At 46.8% G+C, this 20,532-nt stretch carries 16 protein-coding genes; 13 read left to right on the top strand and 3 right to left on the bottom strand.

Annotated features, from left to right (window positions below):
* Nucleotides 1–85: 85 nt before the first annotated feature.
* Nucleotides 86–1,372: a DEAD/DEAH box helicase family protein gene (locus tag LZU85_RS11825; protein ID WP_176298015.1), complete on the bottom strand. Its 1,287-nt coding sequence runs from the start codon at nt 1,370–1,372 to the stop codon at nt 86–88.
* A 140-nt stretch (nt 1,373–1,512) separates the two neighbouring features.
* Between LZU85_RS11825 and LZU85_RS11830 the strand changes: the two genes are divergently transcribed.
* The 5 genes from LZU85_RS11830 (at nt 1,513) to dnaJ (ending at nt 7,865) form a co-directional block, all read left to right on the top strand.
* Nucleotides 1,513–2,691 carry a TonB-dependent receptor gene (locus tag LZU85_RS11830; protein ID WP_176298014.1) on the top strand — a complete coding sequence of 393 codons (1,179 nt, stop codon included), beginning with the start codon at nt 1,513–1,515 and terminating at the stop codon, nt 2,689–2,691.
* Entirely contained in the window at nt 2,675–3,574 is a 900-nt protein-coding gene (locus tag LZU85_RS11835) for a metal ABC transporter solute-binding protein, Zn/Mn family (RefSeq protein ID WP_176298013.1), read from the top strand. Before LZU85_RS11830 ends, LZU85_RS11835 begins: the two co-directional genes overlap by 17 nt.
* Entirely contained in the window at nt 3,571–4,356 is a 786-nt protein-coding gene (locus tag LZU85_RS11840) for a metal ABC transporter permease (RefSeq protein WP_045620314.1), read from the top strand. Before LZU85_RS11835 ends, LZU85_RS11840 begins: the two co-directional genes overlap by 4 nt.
* Before the next feature lie 240 nt (nt 4,357–4,596).
* Nucleotides 4,597–6,507, top strand: a complete 1,911-nt coding sequence (gene dnaK / locus LZU85_RS11845) for a molecular chaperone DnaK (RefSeq protein WP_237287156.1) — start codon at nt 4,597–4,599, stop codon at nt 6,505–6,507.
* A gap of 209 nt (nt 6,508–6,716) precedes the next feature.
* Nucleotides 6,717–7,865, top strand: coding sequence for a molecular chaperone DnaJ (dnaJ, locus tag LZU85_RS11850; protein WP_237287157.1), 1,149 nt, complete (start codon nt 6,717–6,719; stop codon nt 7,863–7,865).
* Nucleotides 7,866–7,925: 60 nt separating this feature from the next.
* Here dnaJ and LZU85_RS11855 read toward each other — a convergent pair whose 3' ends face one another.
* The gene (locus LZU85_RS11855) at nt 7,926–8,360 is read right to left on the bottom strand and encodes a type IV pilin protein (RefSeq protein ID WP_176298010.1); all 435 of its coding nucleotides are present in this window, start codon (nt 8,358–8,360) and stop codon (nt 7,926–7,928) included.
* A 102-nt stretch (nt 8,361–8,462) separates the two neighbouring features.
* Here LZU85_RS11855 and LZU85_RS11860 point away from each other — a divergent pair, with 102 nt between their 5' ends.
* The 6 genes from LZU85_RS11860 (at nt 8,463) to tadA (ending at nt 13,775) form a co-directional block, all read left to right on the top strand.
* The gene (locus LZU85_RS11860; protein WP_176298009.1) at nt 8,463–8,972 is read left to right on the top strand and encodes a GspH/FimT family pseudopilin; all 510 of its coding nucleotides are present in this window, start codon (nt 8,463–8,465) and stop codon (nt 8,970–8,972) included.
* Nucleotides 8,953–9,570, top strand: coding sequence for a PilW family protein (locus LZU85_RS11865; RefSeq protein WP_237287158.1), 618 nt, complete (start codon nt 8,953–8,955; stop codon nt 9,568–9,570). Before LZU85_RS11860 ends, LZU85_RS11865 begins: the two co-directional genes overlap by 20 nt.
* Nucleotides 9,567–10,895 (top strand): hypothetical protein, encoded by a 1,329-nt coding sequence (locus LZU85_RS11870; protein WP_237287159.1) that lies wholly within the window; start codon nt 9,567–9,569, stop codon nt 10,893–10,895. Before LZU85_RS11865 ends, LZU85_RS11870 begins: the two co-directional genes overlap by 4 nt.
* On the top strand, nt 10,885–11,295 hold the full coding sequence (locus LZU85_RS11875) for a type IV pilus modification PilV family protein (protein WP_237287160.1): 411 nt from the start codon (nt 10,885–10,887) through the stop codon (nt 11,293–11,295). Before LZU85_RS11870 ends, LZU85_RS11875 begins: the two co-directional genes overlap by 11 nt.
* A 279-nt stretch (nt 11,296–11,574) precedes the next feature.
* Entirely contained in the window at nt 11,575–13,134 is a 1,560-nt protein-coding gene (locus LZU85_RS11880; RefSeq protein ID WP_176298005.1) for an AbgT family transporter, read from the top strand.
* Between the two features lie 113 nt (nt 13,135–13,247).
* Complete coding sequence (tadA, locus tag LZU85_RS11885; RefSeq protein WP_176298004.1) at nt 13,248–13,775, top strand: tRNA adenosine(34) deaminase TadA; 528 nt, start codon at nt 13,248–13,250, stop codon at nt 13,773–13,775.
* A 455-nt stretch (nt 13,776–14,230) separates the two neighbouring features.
* Here tadA and mltF read toward each other — a convergent pair whose 3' ends face one another.
* Nucleotides 14,231–15,817: a membrane-bound lytic murein transglycosylase MltF gene (mltF, locus tag LZU85_RS11890; protein WP_176298003.1), complete on the bottom strand. Its 1,587-nt coding sequence runs from the start codon at nt 15,815–15,817 to the stop codon at nt 14,231–14,233.
* Between the two features lie 297 nt (nt 15,818–16,114).
* Here mltF and purL point away from each other — a divergent pair, with 297 nt between their 5' ends.
* Nucleotides 16,115–20,008: a phosphoribosylformylglycinamidine synthase gene (gene purL / locus LZU85_RS11895; RefSeq protein ID WP_237287161.1), complete on the top strand. Its 3,894-nt coding sequence runs from the start codon at nt 16,115–16,117 to the stop codon at nt 20,006–20,008.
* Between the two features lie 159 nt (nt 20,009–20,167).
* Nucleotides 20,168–20,485, top strand: a complete 318-nt coding sequence (locus LZU85_RS11900) for a DUF3622 domain-containing protein (RefSeq protein WP_176298001.1) — start codon at nt 20,168–20,170, stop codon at nt 20,483–20,485.
* The last annotated feature ends 47 nt before the right edge of the window (nt 20,486–20,532 follow it).

Raw genomic sequence — 20,532 nt, forward strand, 5'->3', positions numbered from 1 at the left:
GCGAAACAAAAGCGAAGCCTAGCGGCTTCGCTTTTTTGTACTTTGAAATGATGCCCCCTCTTTTGCTCATTGAGTACATCAAGCGTCAATGCTGGTGTTCTTGTTCTACGGTCCCTACCCAAGTGAGTAAGTGAGGAACAAAACCAAGCGGATGTTGACGGACCTCTTCTTTGACAAGGTCGATTTCTAGCAGTTGGTTATTGGCAGGATCGCTCACAATAAGATGACCTGTACGTTTGTCTTCCGTTAACTGAATTTTTTGTCCTTCCGCTAATGCTGGTGGCGTTTCCCATAAAGTTATATTGTGGCTTTGAATGAAATTCGCCGCGGCATTAAACACTTTCAATGTGCCGTTGGAGCTCACCACAATCAAGGCATCGTTAGCGGCATAATGAGCTAGTGCGCCTTCCTCCGGAGAAGATTTCCAATTGACCTCTTTCAGCTCCCCTTGGGCGAGATAAAAGGCTTGAGCCTGACGAGTGAGAAACAACAGTTTATCCGCAGCATCAAAACCCACCACAGTGCCAAATCGAGATCCTGTGTCTAAACCTGCCGGATTGGTGAGTTTGGTGAATTGCGGGGTGGTACTTGGTGTCTCAACAACGATCACGCCATCACTACACGCAAAAGCCACTTGTGTTTTGGATTGCGCACTGCCGTGAAGCGCTGGGCACGCATCGGGTGAGGTGCTTAATTCGTGAAAATGGTCACCGTGCCGCTCAAGAGCCACGACTTTGTTTGGCAAAGCGGGATTGGCCGCATTGTCGACAATGCCGGTAAAAGCATGTTCCCCAAGCAGTTGCGCGGTGCCGTGCACGGCATAACTAAAGGTGTAATGAGCTAGGGCTGTGCCATTAGCGATGCTGGCATCATTCAGTACTCGGAACTCTGCGTTTTCTCCGCTGTTGCTGTCGCCATCAAAAAAGAGCGCCGCAGCGTCGTCACTAAGGTCGTAATGCGTTGGTTTGATGCCCTGATACTGGGTCGTGAGTAATTGCGGACGCTCTACGTGTAAATGGAAATGATCGCCATGCGCTTCTGCTTCAATACCAGAATCGAGAATTTCCACGAGGTTTTGATTGCGTTGCAAGGCCAACGCGTAACGCCCATCTGGGCTGGTTTTCAGGCCTGATGGCGTATTTTGTAAATTAAACTGTTCCAAGGGTGCCCAATTTTTGCCTTCAAGAACGTAGAGGTTCGTGCTGCCTTGCTCTGTGACGACCAAACGGCTCATGGCGGATGGCGAATGTTCTGAATCTTGATGATTGTGATGGTCTGCTTTGTTCTCGCCTTCACTACAGCCACTGAGTGTCAGTATGACAGCCAGAGAGAGTGCGGTGTATTTGCCTTTGGTGGTCAACAGGGGTTGCATTTAAAGATGTCCTTTCATTTGAGCGATGGAATAAACCTACGAGATTAATTGAGGTAGGTCTGATTGATTTTTGAAATGTTATAACATAACATTTGTTTCATTCAATAGTTTTGAGACGTATTATCATTAATTAATCGGAGATGGATGTCGTGAGAGTCCCAGCAGTAAAGAAGAGTAGGTTGTTTTTGTGTGGTGCCATGCTCATCAGTAGTTCAGCGGTAAACGCAAATATTGATATTGGCGTCGTTCTGGATGGCAGTTATCAAAATGAATCTCGCCATTGGGGAAGCCGTGACAAGGGATTTTCGCTTGGTCATTCTGAGCTTGTACTAAGCAGTAACATTGATCATCACTTCAAAGGTCAGCTCGTTACGGTACTGGCGAGCCATGGGGGAGAAACTGAGCTTGAACTCGAAGAGGCCTGGATAGAAACGCTCAGTTTACCGCTGGGGGCCAAAGTGAAAGCAGGGAGATTGCTCTCTCACATTGGTTATCTAAACAATAAACACATGCATGAAGACGCGTTTATCGAACGTCCTGCTGTTTATCGTGCATTTCTTGGGGGTCACTATTTTGATGATGGCGTTCAAATGAGTTGGCTAGCGCCGACCGATTTTTATCTACAGACGAGCATCGAAGCATTAAGTGGAAAACCTTTGGATGCAGGGTATAGCGATCCGGTGAATGTTGGTGTGTATACCGCGAACGTGCAAATTGGCGCAGATTTAGGTGTGGAGCACAGTTGGCGCTGGGGAGTGAGTGCACTTTACAATACCAATGGTCGTCAGTTTATTCATTCCGAGTCATCGGATCACAGTGCGCATGACCATCATCATGATCACGCTGGCCATTCGCATGGGCCCGCGATAACCGGGCGTAATTTATACGGTACGGATTTCACTTGGAAATGGGCACCGGAAGGTAACTATCGTCAAACCAATGTGAGAGCCAGCAGTGAATTTTGGTATTTAGACAATCGATTTGATCCGTCAATGGCGAGTGTGCCTGGAGCGGAACAAGCTGCACAAGGTTGGTATGCGGAGCTTGCTTATCAATTCCGTCCGAGTTGGACCATGAGTACACGTTATGGGGAAGTGCGAACTGTGGAAGGAGATGTGCATGCTCATGGTGATCACTTGCATGGCGAGTTTTCTCGTGGCGATCTGAAAGAGTGGGATGTCGCGCTGGATTGGCATGCTTCCCATTTTGGTCGCATTCGTGGTCAGGTGACCTATGAAGAAAACGTTGATGGTGATGAGACCTTATTTAGCCTGCAATACGTGATGTCATTTGGAGCGCACCATGCTCATGCGTTTTAGTGTTTGTTTGTCGCTGTTACTTTTGAGCATGCCGAGCATCGCTGGGCTGAATGTCTTTGTCTGCCAGCCGGATTGGGCCGATTTAGTTCGCCAGCACGCGCCTGATGCACGGATTTACTCTGCAACCACGGCGATGCAAGATCCGCACTATGTTCAAGCTAGGCCATCACTGATTGCACAAATGCGCCGTGCAGATCTGGTCGTCTGCTCTGGTGCTGAGCTGGAGATCGGTTGGCTACCTGAACTGCAAAGACAAAGCCGCAACCCGAAAGTACAAAACGGGCAAACGGGGTTGTTTTGGGTCAGTGACTATGTGCAAATGTTGGATAAACATGAGCTGCTTGATCGTTCTATGGGCGATGTCCACGCACACGGTAATCCTCACGTCCAATTTGCACTGGCCGATATGCCAGCGGTGTCTCGCGCGTTAGCGGATAGGCTTACGCTTATCGATCCAGACAATCAGTCCCTATATAAAGGGATGGGGGTAAAGTTTCGTCATGCGTGGCAAAAACGTTTATCCGTTTGGCGTGAGCAAGCAAGATCATTACGAGGTATGCAAGTGGTGGGTTACCACCAGACCTATCGCTACCTTTATGCTTGGTTGGGAATAGAACAAGTGGCGGATCTTGAACCAAAGCCCGGACTGCCACCGACGATGGCGCATCTGCAAAAGTTGAATCAGCTCGATTTGAGCCAAGTGAGTGGTATCGTCTACTCCAGCCATCAACCTGTGGATGCGGCCAACTGGCTGGCCCAGCGAAGCCAGTTGCCGATTGTGCAGTTGGCTCAAAGTGTTGGAGGAAGAGAGCAGGCCAGTGATTTGATTGCGCTGATTGATGACAGCATTGCGCAACTGCTTCAGTTGAGAAGTGTGCCATGAGTGCGCACATGTGGTTGATGATGCCAGCGGCCATTGGGTTGCTGGCTTTGGTGAGTAACATCATTTTAGGAAGGCAAGTGTTACGCCGTGGGGTGGTCTTTATTGATTTGGCCATGGCACAAATCTCGGCACTGGCGATGATCATCGTAGAGCTCTATGCGGGGTTTGAAGCCAGTTTGCTGAGTAAAGTACTGGCTTCGTATTTATTGACTTTACCAGTGGCTGGGTTACTCAGCTATTTAGAGCATCGAGCGACGCCGTATTTGGAAGCCATGATTGGTATGCTGTATGTCATTGCTGCGAGTGTTTCCATCAATGTGGTGAGCGTTCAAGCACATGGTAAAGAGTTGATTGATTCACTGTTGGGTGGGCGTCTGCTTTGGACAGGCATCACTGATGTTGGTTTGGTTTTGATGGTGACGCTCAGTTTAATTTGGGTGCAATGGCTGCGTTGTCATTGGTTGGAGGGCGCAAAATTCTATCTGCTGTTCGCTTTGGCGGTTCCGCCTTTGGTGATCAACCTAGGGGTGTATCTTGAATTTGCGGCACTCATTTTGCCCGCTTTGTTTGCCTTGCTCTTCCGAACTTCGCTCTATTGGTGGGCAGCGATAAGCTTGGGTATTGTTGGTGGGAGCGCCGGCTTTTTGATGTCATTGTGGGGAGATTATCCGGTCGGGCCCAGTATTGTGCTGACCATGGCAGGTGTCGGCGCCGTTGGCGTGATGGTTAAGCTAGCGAGTTTATATTTTCAACGCGCAGAGTCTCGTCCTCTCTCGTCTTAAATTATCCTTTCAATTGTGCGGAGCGGATATTGACTCCGCCATCTGATGACTCGAATCCAATAAAAAAATATCACTTTTTTTCTTGTTGCCCCTTGAAAAGGTTTTTGACGCCCCTATTTATGAGGCATAAGTGAAACACACAACTTATTTTGGTTTTGTGAGTAAGGGTTGAATCCCCATTGTCGATCCCCATATAGGGGATAAAGCAAAAGAAAATAGAATTTATTTGGAGATAGCCAGATGGGTAAAATCATTGGTATTGACTTAGGTACTACTAACTCTTGTGTTGCTGTACTAGACGGCGACAAACCACGTGTAATCGAAAATGCGGAGGGTGAGCGCACAACTCCTTCAGTTATCGCTTATACCGATGGTGAGACTCTTGTTGGTCAACCTGCAAAACGTCAAGCGGTAACAAACCCAGAAAACACGCTATTTGCAATCAAGCGTTTGATTGGTCGTCGTTTTGAAGATGAAGAAGTTCAACGCGACATCGAAATCATGCCATACAAAATTGTGAAGGCGGATAACGGTGATGCTTGGGTTGAAGCGAAAGGCCAGAAAATGGCTGCACCTCAGGTTTCTGCTGAAGTTCTTAAGAAAATGAAGAAAACAGCAGAAGACTTCCTAGGTGAAGCAGTAACAGGTGCAGTAATTACCGTTCCTGCATACTTTAACGATGCTCAGCGCCAAGCAACAAAAGATGCTGGCCGTATCGCGGGCCTAGAAGTTAAGCGTATTATCAACGAGCCAACTGCGGCAGCGCTAGCTTACGGCCTAGACAAGCAAGGCGGTGATCGCACTATCGCAGTATACGACCTAGGTGGCGGTACATTCGATATCTCTATCATCGAAATCGATGAAGTTGAAGGCGAGAAAACCTTCGAAGTACTAGCAACTAACGGTGATACTCACCTTGGTGGTGAAGATTTTGACAACCGTCTAATCAACTACCTAGTAGCAGAATTCAAGAAAGACCAAGGTCTGGATCTGAAGAAAGATCCTCTAGCGATGCAGCGCGTTAAAGAAGCAGCAGAAAAAGCGAAGATCGAACTGTCTTCTACTAACCAGACTGACGTAAACCTGCCATACATCACGGCAGATGCAACCGGTCCTAAGCACATGAACATCAAAGTGACACGTGCGAAGCTAGAATCACTGGTTGAAGACCTAGTTCAACGTTCACTTGAGCCACTAAAAGTTGCGCTTGCGGATGCAGATCTTTCTGTAGGTGACATCACTGACGTTATCCTAGTAGGTGGTCAGACTCGTATGCCTATGGTTCAAGCGAAAGTAACAGAGTTCTTTGGTAAAGAGCCTCGTCGTGACGTAAACCCAGATGAAGCAGTAGCGGTAGGCGCAGCTGTTCAAGGTGGTGTACTTGCGGGTGATGTGAAAGACGTTCTGCTACTAGACGTAACGCCGCTGTCTCTAGGTATCGAGACTATGGGTGGTGTAATGACGAAATTGGTTGAGAAGAACACCACTATCCCAACCAAAGCGAACCAAGTGTTCTCAACGGCGGAAGACAACCAGAGTGCGGTAACGATTCACGTGCTACAAGGTGAGCGTAAACAAGCGATGTACAACAAGTCGCTAGGTCAGTTCAACCTTGAAGGTATTAACCCTGCACCACGTGGCATGCCACAGATCGAAGTCATTTTCGACCTTGATGCGGACGGTATCCTACACGTATCTGCGAAAGATAAGCAGACGGGTAAAGAGCAGAAGATCACTATCCAAGCTTCTGGCGGTCTAAGCGACGCTGAGATCGAGAAAATGGTACAAGAAGCAGAAGCAAACAAAGAAGCGGACAAAAAGTTCGAAGAGTTAGCAACTGCACGTAACCAAGCTGACCAAATCATCCACGGTACACGCAAGCAAGTAGAAGAAGCGGGCGAAGCGCTACCAGCCGATGAGAAGGCGAAGATCGAAACCGCAATCAGCGAACTTGAAGAAGCTCGTAAAGGCGAAGACAAAGAAGCGATCGAAGCGAAAATCCAAGCGCTAATGGCAGCAGCTCAGAAGTTAATGGAAATCGCTCAGCAAAAAGCTCAAGCGCAACAAGGCTCAGCAGACGCTGGTGCTCAGTCTCAAGATGACGACGTAGTTGATGCAGAGTTTGAAGAAGTGAAAGACGACAAGAAATAATCTTGTTTGACCAGATGGTGTTGAGCCATCTGGTACTTAACTTCCTGTTTGCGGGCGTTTGGGGAAACTCTGACGCCCGTAAGTTTGTAAATACCAGTGTGCTTATAGATAAAGGACAGCATTGTTTTATAACGTCGCACCTTTATCTATATCGATACAAACACCAAGCGGAATCAACCGTTTGTAGTAATTAATTGGTGACGAATAACATGTCAAAACGTGATTTTTACGAAGTATTAGGCGTTAGTCGCGATGCCTCAGAGCGAGACATCAAAAAAGCATATAAGCGCTTGGCGATGAAATTTCACCCAGATCGCAATCAGGGTGACGAGTCTGCTGCGGATAAGTTTAAAGAAGTAAAAGAAGCGTACGAAATTCTGACCGATCCGCAGAAAAAAGCGGCTTACGATCAATATGGTCACGCTGCATTTGAACAAGGCGGTGGCGGCTTCGGCGGTGGTTTCGGTGGTGGCAGTGGCGCTGATTTTGGTGACATCTTCGGTGATGTTTTTGGCGATATTTTTGGCGGTGGTCGCCGCGGTGGTGGTCACGCTCGTCCGCAGCGTGGTGCCGATCTGCGCTACAACATGGAACTGTCGCTAGAAGAGGCCGTTCGTGGCGTTTCGAAGGAAATTGAAGTTCCGACATTGGTTCATTGTGACACTTGTGAAGGCTCTGGGGCGAAGAAAGGCACTTCAGCTGAAACCTGTGGTACCTGTCATGGCCATGGTCAAGTTCAGATGCGCCAAGGTTTCTTCGCTGTACAGCAAACCTGTCCAACCTGTCACGGCAAAGGCAAGATCATCAAAGACCCATGTAATGTGTGTCATGGTCAAGGCCGCAAGCAGAAAACCAAAACGCTCAATGTTAAGATTCCAGCAGGTGTTGACACAGGCGATCGCATTCGCCTCTCTGGTGAAGGGGAAGCGGGCGAACGCGGCGCGCCAGCGGGAGACTTGTATGTACAAGTGCACGTGAGAGAGCACCACATCTTTGAACGTGAAGGCAATAACCTTTACTGTGAAGTGCCAGTAAGTTTTGCTATGGCGGCACTGGGTGGCGAAGTGGAAGTACCGACGCTCGATGGCCGTGTGAACTTAAAAGTGCCATCTGAGACCCAAACTGGCCGCATGTTCCGTATGCGTGGCAAAGGCGTTAAAGGCGTTCGCGGCGGCGCAATTGGTGATTTGATTGTGAAGCTCGTGGTTGAGACGCCAGTTAACTTAAGTTCACGTCAAAAAGAATTGCTGAAAGAGTTTGAAGAGTCTTGCTGTGGTGAAGCGGCCACCAAGCACAAACCAAAATCAGAAGGCTTTTTTAATGGTGTGAAGAAGTTCTTTGACGATTTGACCAGCTAGTCATGTGATAAAAAGTTCAGTACGACAAAGCCCGTTTGGTGATGCCAAACGGGCTTTTTGTTACCAACAAGCCGTTGGTTTCGCCTGGTTGGTGGAATCGAGCGTCATTTTTTTTACTGTTTCATTGGCTAAACAAGGGTCGTTGTTTTGACCTTTATCGGTCTGCGCCTTCGCTGTAATGGTGTATGAAATAGTTGCAGAACTGGCGACCTCAAATTCATATCTGTCTGACGAAGAATCACAAATCGTGCAAGAGCCGCCAGAAACAATCTGCGACCATTGGTAAGCTCCGTTATAACCGTGCTCCAACGCCAATTGAATTTTCGCCATATCCGCTTTAGCAACGGTTCTATGCGATTCGATTACATAATTTTTGTAGCTCGGATAGCTGATGCTTGCCAATACCCCAATGATGACAACAGCGATCATTAATTCGATCAATGTCATGCCTGATGAGTATAGTTTGTAGCGTTTGCAGGGAAAATTTCGAATCATCACGAACACTTCCTTGTTGATTATCCGCCTATTTTTCTATGGTGCTAGCATAGGTGCAAGCTGAATTCTCGTTCAGCAGTACATTACATAGGAATTTGGGAAATGACTCGCGGCTTCACACTCTTGGAGCTTTTAATCACAGTCGCTGTTTTGGCTGTTGTTTTAGCTTCGGCGGCACCCAGTTTTACTCGTGTTTCTCAAACGGTCGAGATGCAAAGATTGGCCTCTGAACTGAATGGCTTTTTTAATCAAAGTAAGTCAGAAGCGGTGCTGAGAAACACCAAGTTGTATGTTCATTTTACTAAAGCAAAAGCTGAAGTGGCTAACAAAGGCCAATGGTCCTTAAAACTAAGTGCATCTTCAAGCAGCGCCAGCAATGTATTGCTCTACTTATCGGGGTCATCTTACTCAGGTCTTTCGATCGTCCATAACTATGAACATAAGTATATTTCATTTGATCCAGTCAGAGGTAGGCCTCAAGGCGGAAGCATAGTCTTTTATCCTACATCAGATGAAACCAAAAAATTATCTGTTGTCATTTCCAATCCGCCAGGACGAGTTCGGGTATGCAGTCTGTCGGGAGCTAAACTATATGACTATCCAACGTGTTAGTAGGACGCAACAAAGAGGAAGCTCTTTGATTGAGTTGATGATCAGTGCGATGTTGGGGGTAATACTGATCGGGACTATTGGTTCTTTGTTCTTAAACTTACAAAAATCAGTGAGAGAGAATAGTTTACATCTTAACTTGATGCAAAGTTTGGATAGCACGTTATCGGTTATGAAAGAGGATGTTCAACTTGCAGGCTATGATGGTGGCTTTGGGCATTCCTTAACGCTTTCAGGTGCAACGGGGACATTAGTGGTCAGTGGCGCTAACGCAATAGGCTTTGTCTATTTCAAAAGTGACGCGAATGAAAACAAAAAATATCGCAATATCAAATATAAGCAGGAGCGAGATCAGCTATATATTTGTGAAGAAGGCGTTATTTCGTCATCAGGTATAAAAAGCTTTTCTGAAATTGGATCTTGCAAACCATTAATTGATGACGGCGTACTAAAAGTTAATCATTTTTCAGTGGTCTCTGAGGAAGTCAAAAGTACTCAATCATCAAGTAGGATGACCACAATAGTTCTTGGGTTAAGTACTAATGATGGATCATTGAGTGATACATCAACCGTCATAATTAAACAAAGGAACTGGCAATGAAATTAAAAACTGGCTATGTGACATTGTTATTTACTGCGTTTTTATTGTTGTTTTCTTTGGTTATTTCCTTAGCCTCTGCCAGAGGATTACTTTATCAGATAAAAATTGCTCAAAATGAAGTCAAGTCAAGGCAAGAGCACTGGTTGGCAGAAGGTGGATTGGAGTGTGTTTACACAAAAACAGTGCAGGATGGTGTTATTCCTACCGCATCCTCGATACCCGAATGCAACATAGGGAGTCATTCAGTGACTTTTACCTATGAAGCTGTCACCGCAGTGAACAACCCAACTAAGGTTACCAGCAAAATTGGTTATGCAGGCTTAACTAAAAATATAGTTAGTTCTGCCTCAGGAGGTGGTACGGGATCGATACGTAGTTCATCAAATTTAGTTGTTAATGCAGCTGTAACTATTTCACCTGATCCAGGAGAACTTAAAAAATATGATGAACAAGAATATTATGAATGTGTTTCCATGGTCATCAGAGATAAAGCTTACTTTGGTTCAGGTTTTATTAATAGCGATTTGAACTATTCTGCAGGTGTTCATCCAGGAAATGGATATAAATCTGGCGTTAAATGTGGATCGAGTTTCATTACGTCATCCAGTGATAAAATAGGATATTATTTTAAAGATGGATTGGTTCAAAGAAATGGATTGGAACTTGACGTAAAACGACAAACGGACTTGTCTCCATTTAAAGACTTTTTTGGTAAAAAAGTTTCGGATTGGAAGCAAGTAAGAGATGATCCGAAAAATAATTTTAAAAAAGTATCCACCACTAAAGGTAGCGATTGTTATACAGAGATAAATAAACTGGTTTTGAAAACCAATGGTAAGAACGCAATTTGGGTAGATGGACCTTGTGAATTTAATACGGAGCTTGCTGCCTTACTGAATAAAGATACTTACCCCAATATGAAGGTTCTTCTTGTCGTGCATGATGGAATTGTGGGGGGGAGAAGTGCTGTGAATGTTAATGGTGTTTTTGTTCATGTAAATAGTACTTATACGCCAATAAAAGAGCAGTGGGATAATAAAAAGTTTGATGCGACATTAATTGCCACACTAAAACATGACCCCAATGATTTCAAAGCGGGTCTCGAAGCGATTAATGGTACATATTCCCAAGGCGATGCAACATTAGCTACCATGTATATGGAAGGTTCATTTAATTTTACGGGGGGAATGATTTTAGATACTAAAAATCAAAATGCATTATTTAAAAACTCAATCAATCTTAAATTTAGTTCAGATATCATGAAAGAGTTTGTGAATAGTACTCTTCCTCCTAGATGGCAAAAGGGGAGCTGGAATGCAAAGTAAGCAACGTGGTTTTAGTTTGTTGGAAGTATTGATTTCATTTGTACTGATTGGCTTTGGTGCGCTGGGGTTAGTTAAGCTACAGGTTTACATCGAGCAAAAGGCCGACTATGCCATTCATAGTATTGAAGCACTTAATTTGGCGGAGCAAAAATTGGAATGGTTTCGCACTCGTGGTGCGACTGCTTCCTCTGCGATTGCCGTGGCCAATTTTGATTCTGATATCGGCGCAGGCTCCAGCGCACACCCCCCATATACCGTTACATGGAGCGTTCCAAACACAGCGTTATCTGGTGAGCTGAAAACAGTCCATGTTCAAACTACCTGGCAAGATCGCTTTGGCAATAACCATTCGGTAGAACTCAAAACCATGATTTCCAAACACAGTGAATTTACTATGTGATTAGTTGGTTAGTAGTGCTGATGAGTACAGATGGTTAGCTACGGTTAAGATGATGTGTTTCGGGAAGGTTTCTTTTTTGTTTCGCAAGTTGTCGTTTGTTTGTGTTTAATTTGTTGCACATTAATTGTGTTTTTGCAAAATATGTCTCCAAATATGGAAAAACTTTCAGAACCTTGTGCTTTTCTTAAACGGATTTAATAGAATCAAACGTTGAAAAATTGGCTGAAACAATAATTTTAAGAAGCCATTGGCACCAACATCATTGATTATGGAGTTACCATGAGTAACCAAGCGGTAAATCAAGCGCCATCGCCGAAGCCGAGCGGCATGGATCGTTTTTTGAACTTCATCGAAAGGGTAGGGAACAAGATCCCAGATCCTGCGATTTTGTTCTTCTGGGCACTAGTGATTACTTGGGCTGCGTCTGCACTTTTGTCAAACGTTTCGTTTGATCTTATCAATCCTCGAACTGGCGACGCTCTTGCAATCAAAAACCTTCTAACCGGTGAATCATTAGCCAGTTTTCTTGCAAACATGGTGACCACATTTACTGGTTTTGCACCTCTAGGGATCGTGTTAGTGGCGATGCTTGGTGTCGGCGTTGCAGACTCTTCTGGCTTTATTACCACAGGCCTCAAGAAGATGCTGAATTTCACGCCAGCTAAGCTTCTGACTCCAATGCTGATTTTGGTTGCGATCGTTTCGCACACCGCAGCGGATGCAGGCTACGTACTGGTTATTCCTCTAGGTGGTATCATTTTCCATGCAGCAGGTCGTCACCCTCTTGCGGGTATCGCGGCTGCGTTTGCGGGTGTATCGGGTGGTTTCTCGGCCAACTTTATCCCTTCAGGTATCGACCCTCTATTGGCTGGCTTTACACAAACGGCAGCTCAGGTTCTAGATCCTGCATACGTGGTTAACCCGCTGGCGAACATTTTCTTCACTGGTCTTTCTTCGGTGATCATCATTGCGATTGGCTGGTATGTGACAGAGAAAATCATCGAGCCTCGTCTTGCGAATACTCCAATTGATGACGATGCAGAAAAAGCACCAGATCTTGGTTCATTCACTGAATTAGAATCAAAAGCGTTCCGTTACGCTGGTTGGGCAATGATGGCAGGTATTGCGCTGCTTATCGCGGCTATCTGGCCTGAGAACTCAGCACTGCGTTCACCAAATGGTGAAATTACGGCGTTCTCAGCTCCGATCATGAAGTCAATTGTTCCATTGATCTTCATCCTGTTTATCATCCCTGGTTATGTTTACGGTCGTGTGTCTGGCACGTTCAAATCCAGTAACGACATTATCAAAGCGATGGCAACAACAATGTCGACGATGGGCGCATACATTGTGATGTCGTTCTTCTGTGCACAGTTCTTGTCGGCATTTGCTCAGTCAAACATCGGTACCATGTTGGCACTTTACGGCGCTGAAGGTCTGAAAGCGATGAACCTGCCAGGTGAGGCGACGATTGTTGGTATGATTCTGCTGACGGCGTCAGTGAACCTACTTATCGGTTCAGCATCGGCTAAGTGGGCATTGATTGGTCCTATCCTAGTTCCAATGCTTATGGCTGTGGGTATTTCTCCTGAGCTTTCTCAAGCGGCTTACCGTGTGGGTGACTCTGTATCCAACATCATTTCACCGTTGATGGTGTTCTTCCCACTTGTTGTTGTTTACTGTCAACGTTACGTGAAATCAACCGGTATCGGTACGCTTGCATCACTGATGATGCCATTCTCTATTGCGATGCTGATTGGTTGGACTATCTTCTTGCTCGCTTACTGGGCTGTGGGTATTCCGCTGGGTGTTCAAGCGCCATACACCTACACAATGTAATCATTGTGCATGAAATGAAAAACGCAGGTTCGCCTGCGTTTTTTTATGGGCTCTGCGAAATGTTTTCCCTATAATCTGTTCAAAATTGTTGTCAGTTCGATTTAGGAGTTTCTTTGTCTGATAGTCATTTTAGTCTCGATGATCAACGTTTTATGCGCAGAGCCATTGAGCTTGCCGCGATTGCTGAAAATGAAGGGGAAGTGCCTGTTGGTGCGGTACTGGTCAAAGATGGCGAAGTGATTGCTGAAGGATGGAATCAATCGATTGGCCAACATGATGCGACGGCCCATGCAGAAATACAGACCTTACGTCAGGCTGGGCAGAGTCTGGGTAACTATCGTCTGCTCGACACCACGTTGTACGTCACCTTAGAGCCATGCCCAATGTGTGCTGGCGCACTGCTGCATAGCCGTGTGAAACGCATTGTCTTTGGGGCTCCTGATTTGAAAGCAGGGGCGGCTGGGACGGTACTCGATCTGTTTTCTAGTCAAGCGGCGTATCATTACGCAACCATCGAAAAAGGATTGTTAGAGTCGGAATGCCGTGAGCAGTTACAGGCCTTTTTTAAGCGTCGTCGTAAAGAGATCAAGGCGTTGAAGAGGGAGCTGCACGTGAGCGAAAACGAAAGCGAAGATCAGTAGCGTGAGAAGGTAAAACAAACATCTGCATTGAAAGCAGATGCTTGCTGACAGGTTACGCGTGATTTACTAGATGTACGTAAATACGGTTGCGAGCGCATATTTTTCGTTTTGTATTCGTTAACTTACGTTTACGGCGGTTAGCCGCTACCGTTTTATTTAGGCGCTTGGATTGGACGCGACGTCTTAACACAACGACCTCCTACTGACGATAAAAAAATCCCCACCACGATGCTCAACGTCACCAGGTATTGTTGATGTTGAGAAAAATAAAAAGCGTTTGGGGCGTTCAATTTGAATGTTCTTCAGTTAGCTTATTTTGTTACAAAGAAGCGTTATAAAGAGGGCCAGCATAATTGACGAAACGGTCAGTTTGGCCTAATTCAGGAGAGCGATTTTAGATAAAGTCGTTGCTAAAAAGCAATCGACTTTTACAAAAATCGCTTCCTATGTGGTGGTTATTGGTTGGTCGGTACGTTGCCTTCTGCTTGGCTGACAACCGTATCTTGTGCTAACGAGCCGGTTGCGGATTCACTAACATCATTAACCGCGGCCAACTCTTCATTTTCGAGTGGCGGAATCACTTGAATTTCGCCCTCTTGATCGCTGGCAATTAGAGAGTTTTGTCCTACATGGCCAATGATGCTTTGGTAGTAGCGGCGAATATTCTCAACGTAATTTTTCGCCTCGTCTCCACGGGCATAACCGTAGCGAGTTTGGCTGAAGTACTTTTTCTGTCTTAGCAGAGGCAGCCTTTCTTTCACATCAGCCCAAGAATCCGGATTGGCTCCTTGTTTTTTTGTCAAACGGCGAGCGTCCATCATATGGCCAAAGCCAACGTTATACGATGCGAGGGCAAACCAGATTTTCTCATGTTGGGGGATGGATTCTGGTACTCGCGCGACAATACGGCGCAAATACTCTACACCCCCTCGAATCGATTGTTCTGGATCTAAACGGTTTTTGACGCCGACACTTTGTGCGGTTGGCAGGGTAAGCATCATCATGCCACGAACCCCCGTTGGCGATTTCGCTAACGGGTTCCAATGCGATTCTTGATAAGCCAACGCAGCAATCAAGCGCCAGTCAAACTCGGCAGAATATTGTTCAAACAGCGGTGCCCATTGAGGCAACTTACTGTCTAGCGCTCGAATAAACGCGCGCGTATCGACATAATCGAAGGTACCAATGTGACCAATGTACTTCTCTTCTAATCGAGCAAGCTCACCAGATTGGCTGATGTCCCCGAAGAATTCAATCATCAAAGCATAAAGCGATTCGTCAGGAGAGCGACGAACGAACCAAGATGCAGGTTGGTCTTCGGTGACCTCAAACGCAGTCGCGAGATCGGGATACAAACGCTGCGCAAGTGAGAGCTCAATGGAATCGCTAATCGCAAAGCGCAGTTCGCCTGCTGAAACTCGGCGCAACAAATCGTAGTTGTCGGCATCCGATACAGTGGTGTACTTTAGCTCAGGGTACTCATTTTGCAACGACTTGAGCAAAGTGACATTTTGCGATTGTTTAACGACCTGTAGAGTTTGCGCAGCGGCAAGCTCATTCGACTCCTCGCCATCCGGTGTGGTTTTAGCGTTTTGATATTCAATCAGCTGCTTTAGGTTTCTTGGCCTCAGAGCACCATTCTTGTACACCACCACTTGGCTTACATAGTAATAACTGGGGCCTGGACGAAATTGCTTAATCACGCGTGGGGTTTGGCTTAATCCCGTCGCGACGAGGTCAATATCACCACGTTTTAGCATCGGAAAGAGTTCTGATTGGCGAAATGCCGTTTTGATCTCTAGCCTTACGCCAAGCTCGTCGGCAAATTGTCTTGCCAGCTCATAATCCAAACCGGCTTGACCATCTGGGCCAATGTAGTAAGAGAGTTGATTATTGAGAGTGCCAACACGCAGAACGCCTCGTTGTTTGATCTGATCCAACTCGCTGGCGGGTTTAGATTCAATTTGGCATCCTGCGAGAAAGAGAGAAGTCGCAAGAATAAACAGAGCGTTACGTAGTTGGTGAAGATTAAGTATTGGCATTCAGTCTGCTCTCAAAAATCTGTTGGTCTCTTTATATCAAAGCGCGCAGGGTAGGCAAAGAAAAAGCGAACAGCAGAATTGTACATGTTTTTATTGCTTCCACATTTTGGTTGTATTTCAAATTTGACAAAAAAAGTGACGCAAACGGTTGCTTTTGGTGTTACATCACAAAAACAATTGCTATATAATGCGCCCGCAACAGAGAGGTGCAATCGGCATAAGTTCGAAGTAAAACAGTATAACCCACTGAATTTATTCCAATATCACCTTAATCAATTGCATAAGAGACCTAAGCACATGAGAATTTTGCGTGGCTCCCCAGCTCTTTCTGAGTTTCGAGTTAATAAACTTTTGGAACTTTGTCGTGAACAAGATCTGCCTGTCACTGGCATTTATGCCGAGTTCATGCACTTTGCGGATCTGACCTCTGAGTTAGACGCAGAAGCGTTGGAAAAGCTTGAGAAACTTCTAACTTACGGCCCAACTATCGAAGAGCATGAGCCTCAAGGTCTCTTATTGCTGGTCACGCCTCGTCCTGGCACCATCTCTCCTTGGTCATCAAAAGCGACAGACATTGCACAAAACTGCGGCCTTAACGCAGTGAAGCGCTTAGAGCGCGGCACAGCGTACTATGTTGAGTCGTCTTCAGAGCTTTCTAGCGAGCAAATCAACATCGTAAAAAGCATTATTCATGATCGCATGATGGAAGTGGTGTTTACTGATTTGGACGCTGCCTCTGCACTGTTTAGCGTGGCGCAACCAGCCCCGATGACGCAAGTTGACATCCTTTTTGGAGGTCGTCTTGCGCTTGAGGAAGCAAACGTTTCACTTGGCCTCGCACTGGCAGAAGATGAAATTGATTACTTGGTGGAGAACTTTACGAAGCTTGGCCGTAATCCAAATGACATCGAACTGATGATGTTTGCTCAGGCCAACTCTGAGCACTGTCGTCACAAGATCTTTAACGCCGATTGGACGATCGACGGTGTGGAACAGCCAAAATCGCTGTTTAAGATGATCAAAAATACCTTTGAAACAACGCCAGATCACGTGCTGTCTGCCTACAAAGATAACGCCGCGGTAATGACGGGTTCAAAAGTGGGTCGTTTCTTCCCTGATCCTGAAACGCGTCAATACAACTACCATCACGAAGATGCGCACATCTTGATGAAGGTAGAGACGCACAACCACCCAACCGCAATCTCACCATGGCCAGGTGCGTCAACCGGTTCTGGTGGTGAAATTCGTGACGAAGGCGCAACCGGTATTGGCGGTAAGCCAAAAGCGGGTCTGGTTGGCTTTACCACCTCGAATTTGCGTATTCCTGGCTTTGAACAGCCATGGGAAACGGACTTCGGTAAGCCAGGTCGTATCGTCAACGCCCTTGACATCATGCTTGAAGGCCCGCTTGGTGGCGCGGCATTCAACAATGAATTTGGTCGTCCAAACCTCCTTGGTTACTTCCGTACTTACGAAGAGAAAGTGACGTCACACGCAGGTGAAGAAGTGCGTGGCTACCACAAGCCAATCATGATTGCTGGTGGTATGGGTAACATTCGTGACGAGCACGTACAGAAGAAAGAGATCCCTGTCGGTGCAAGTTTGATTGTTCTTGGCGGCCCTGCGATGAACATTGGTCTGGGTGGTGGCGCTGCGTCGTCTATGGCGTCAGGTCAGTCGGCCGAAGATCTGGATTTCGCTTCGGTACAACGTGAAAACCCAGAGATGGAACGCCGTTGTCAGGAAGTGATCGATCGCTGTTGGCAGCTTGGCGACAACAACCCAATCGCGTTTATTCACGACGTTGGCGCAGGTGGTATTTCAAATGCGTTACCAGAATTGGTCAATGATGGTGAGCGTGGCGGTAAGTTCCAACTGCGTGATGTACCAAACGATGAACCGGGAATGAGCCCATTGGAAATCTGGTGTAACGAATCTCAAGAGCGTTATGTGCTCGCGGTCGCACCAGAAAACATGGCGGCATTTGATGCAATCTGTAAACGTGAGCGTGCGCCATACGCAGTGGTCGGTGTGGCAACGGAAGAGCGTCACCTAACGCTGGAAGATGCGCACTTCGACAATACGCCGATTGATATGCCAATGGACATTCTGCTTGGCAAGCCACCAAAGATGCACCGTGAAGCAACCACACTCAAAGTAGACAGCCCAGCGATGACGCGTGATGGTATCGAACTTAACGAAGCGGTGGATCGCGTACTTCGTCTTCCAACCGTGGCTGAAAAAACCTTCTTGATCACCATTGGTGACCGTACCGTTACAGGCCTAGTGGCGCGTGACCAAATGGTCGGTCCGTGGCAGGTGCCAGTTGCAAACTGTGCGGTAACCGCTGCCAGCTACGATACGTACCACGGTGAAGCGATGTCTATGGGTGAACGTACGCCTGTTGCGCTCCTTGACTTTGGCGCGTCAGCACGTCTAGCCGTTGGTGAGTCTCTCACTAACATCGCAGCGACTGACATCGGCGATATCAAGCGCATTAAGCTGTCGGCAAACTGGATGTCACCAGCAGGTCACCCAGGTGAAGACGCGGGTCTTTACGAAGCGGTGAAAGCGGTGGGTGAAGAACTGTGCCCAGCATTAGGTCTTACTATCCCTGTTGGTAAAGACTCAATGTCAATGAAGACCAAGTGGAATGAGAACGGTGAAGAGAAAGAAGTGACATCTCCACTGTCTCTGATCATCACCGCGTTTGCTCGTGTTGAAGATGTACGTAAAACCATTACTCCTCAGCTGCGTACCGACAAAGGCGAGACTTCACTGGTTCTTGTTGACCTTGGCAACGGTAAGAACCGCCTAGGTGCTACGGCGCTGGCTCAGGTTTACAAGCAATTGGGTGATAAACCGGCTGACGTCGACAACGCAGAACAGTTGAAAGGCTTCTTCGATGCGATGCAAGCTCTGGTTCGTCAAGACAAATTGCTTGCGTACCACGATAAAGGTGATGGCGGCCTATTGGTGACACTTGCAGAGATGGCCTTTGCTGGTCACTGTGGTGTCAACGCGAATATCGCTGCGCTGGGTGATGATGTTCTGGCGGCGTTATTTAACGAAGAGCTCGGTGCGGTTGTTCAAGTTAAGAACGACGAATTGGATTCCGTGCTGTCGACGTTGGCGGCAAATGGTCTAGAAGCGTGTTCACACGTAATTGGTGCAATTGATGCTTCAGACAACTTTGTGATTCGCTCTGGTGATGCTGTGATACTGGAACGTTCACGCACAGATTTGCGTGTTATCTGGGCGGAAACGACGCATAAGATGCAGGCACTGCGTGACAACCCTGCGTGTGCAGACCAAGAGTTTGAAGCGAAGAAAGACAACGCTGATCCAGGTCTGAATGTATCGCTCAGCTATGATGTTAACGAAGACATTGCAGCACCTTACATTGCAAAAGGCGCGAAACCTAAGATGGCGATTCTGCGTGAGCAGGGGGTTAACTCTCACGTTGAAATGGCAGCAGCGTTTGACCGTGCTGGCTTTGAAGCGACTGACATTCACATGAGTGACATTCTAACGGGTCAAGCGGTGCTGGATGAGTACCATGGTCTAGTGGCTTGTGGGGGGTTCTCGTACGGTGATGTATTAGGCGCGGGTGAAGGTTGGGCGAAATCTGTGCTCTTTAATGCGCAAGCACGTGAGCAGTTCCAAGCCTTCTTTAATCGTGAAAACACCTTCTCACTGGGTGTATGTAACGGCTGTCAGATGCTTTCAAACTTGAAAGAATTGATCCCAGGTGCCGACTTGTGGCCACGTTTCGTTCGCAACGAATCAGAGCGTTTTGAAGCACGCTTTAGCCTAGTCGAAGTACAGAAATCGGATTCCGTCTTCTTTGATGGCATGGCAGGCTCTCGTATGCCTATCGCTGTTTCGCACGGCGAAGGTCGTGTGGAAGTACGCGATGCTCAACATCTCGCTGCGATTGAAGCATCGGGCACCGTTGCGGTCCGCTTTGTTGATAACCTAGGAAATCCAACACAACAATACCCGAACAACCCGAACGGTTCACCAAATGCGATTACCGGTTTGACGACAAAAGATGGTCGCGTAACCATCATGATGCCGCACCCAGAGCGTGTATTCCGCACCGTAGCAAACTCATGGGCACCAGAAGGTTGGGGTGAAAATGGCGCGTGGATGCGTATGTTCCAAAACGCACGCAAAAATCTAGGCTAATCCGATTGAAATAATGTGATACTGAATAAACCGCTAGAGAGTTTCTCTGGCGGTTTTTTTCTCAGTGAGCCAATAGCCAATCGCAAATAATTGTGGTCTAATACGCCGCTTGCCAAGGGATGGCTTGAATCCCTTTACAATCCCTTAGGAACATCTGACATGTCTAAAAACCAAAAATTTGCCATCCGCGTGACTGAGAAACGTGAAGGTTGGGCGGCTGAGATTACTCGTCAAGTAACCTCTCGTAAAACTGTTGTTTCAAAGCGTCAAATGGGTTTTGACTCTGAAGCGGCTGCTCAAGCGTGGGCAGAAGCTGAACTCGCTGGTTTTGTTAAAAACCAAGCCGAGCGCAACGAGCGTAAAGCTCAGCAACGCAAAGAGCGCGATGCTGAAGCGTTGAGCGCAAAACTACGTAAAGCGGAACAACGTCGCGCTCGTGATGCACAAGCAGACGATGAAGTGGACGAAGACGAGTAATTTACAACTCAATTCCATTTAGAAAAGCCCCGATGAGTGAGTCGTCG

This window comes from Vibrio floridensis, from assembly GCF_021852965.1.
Classification (GTDB): Bacteria; Pseudomonadota; Gammaproteobacteria; order Enterobacterales; family Vibrionaceae; genus Vibrio; species Vibrio floridensis.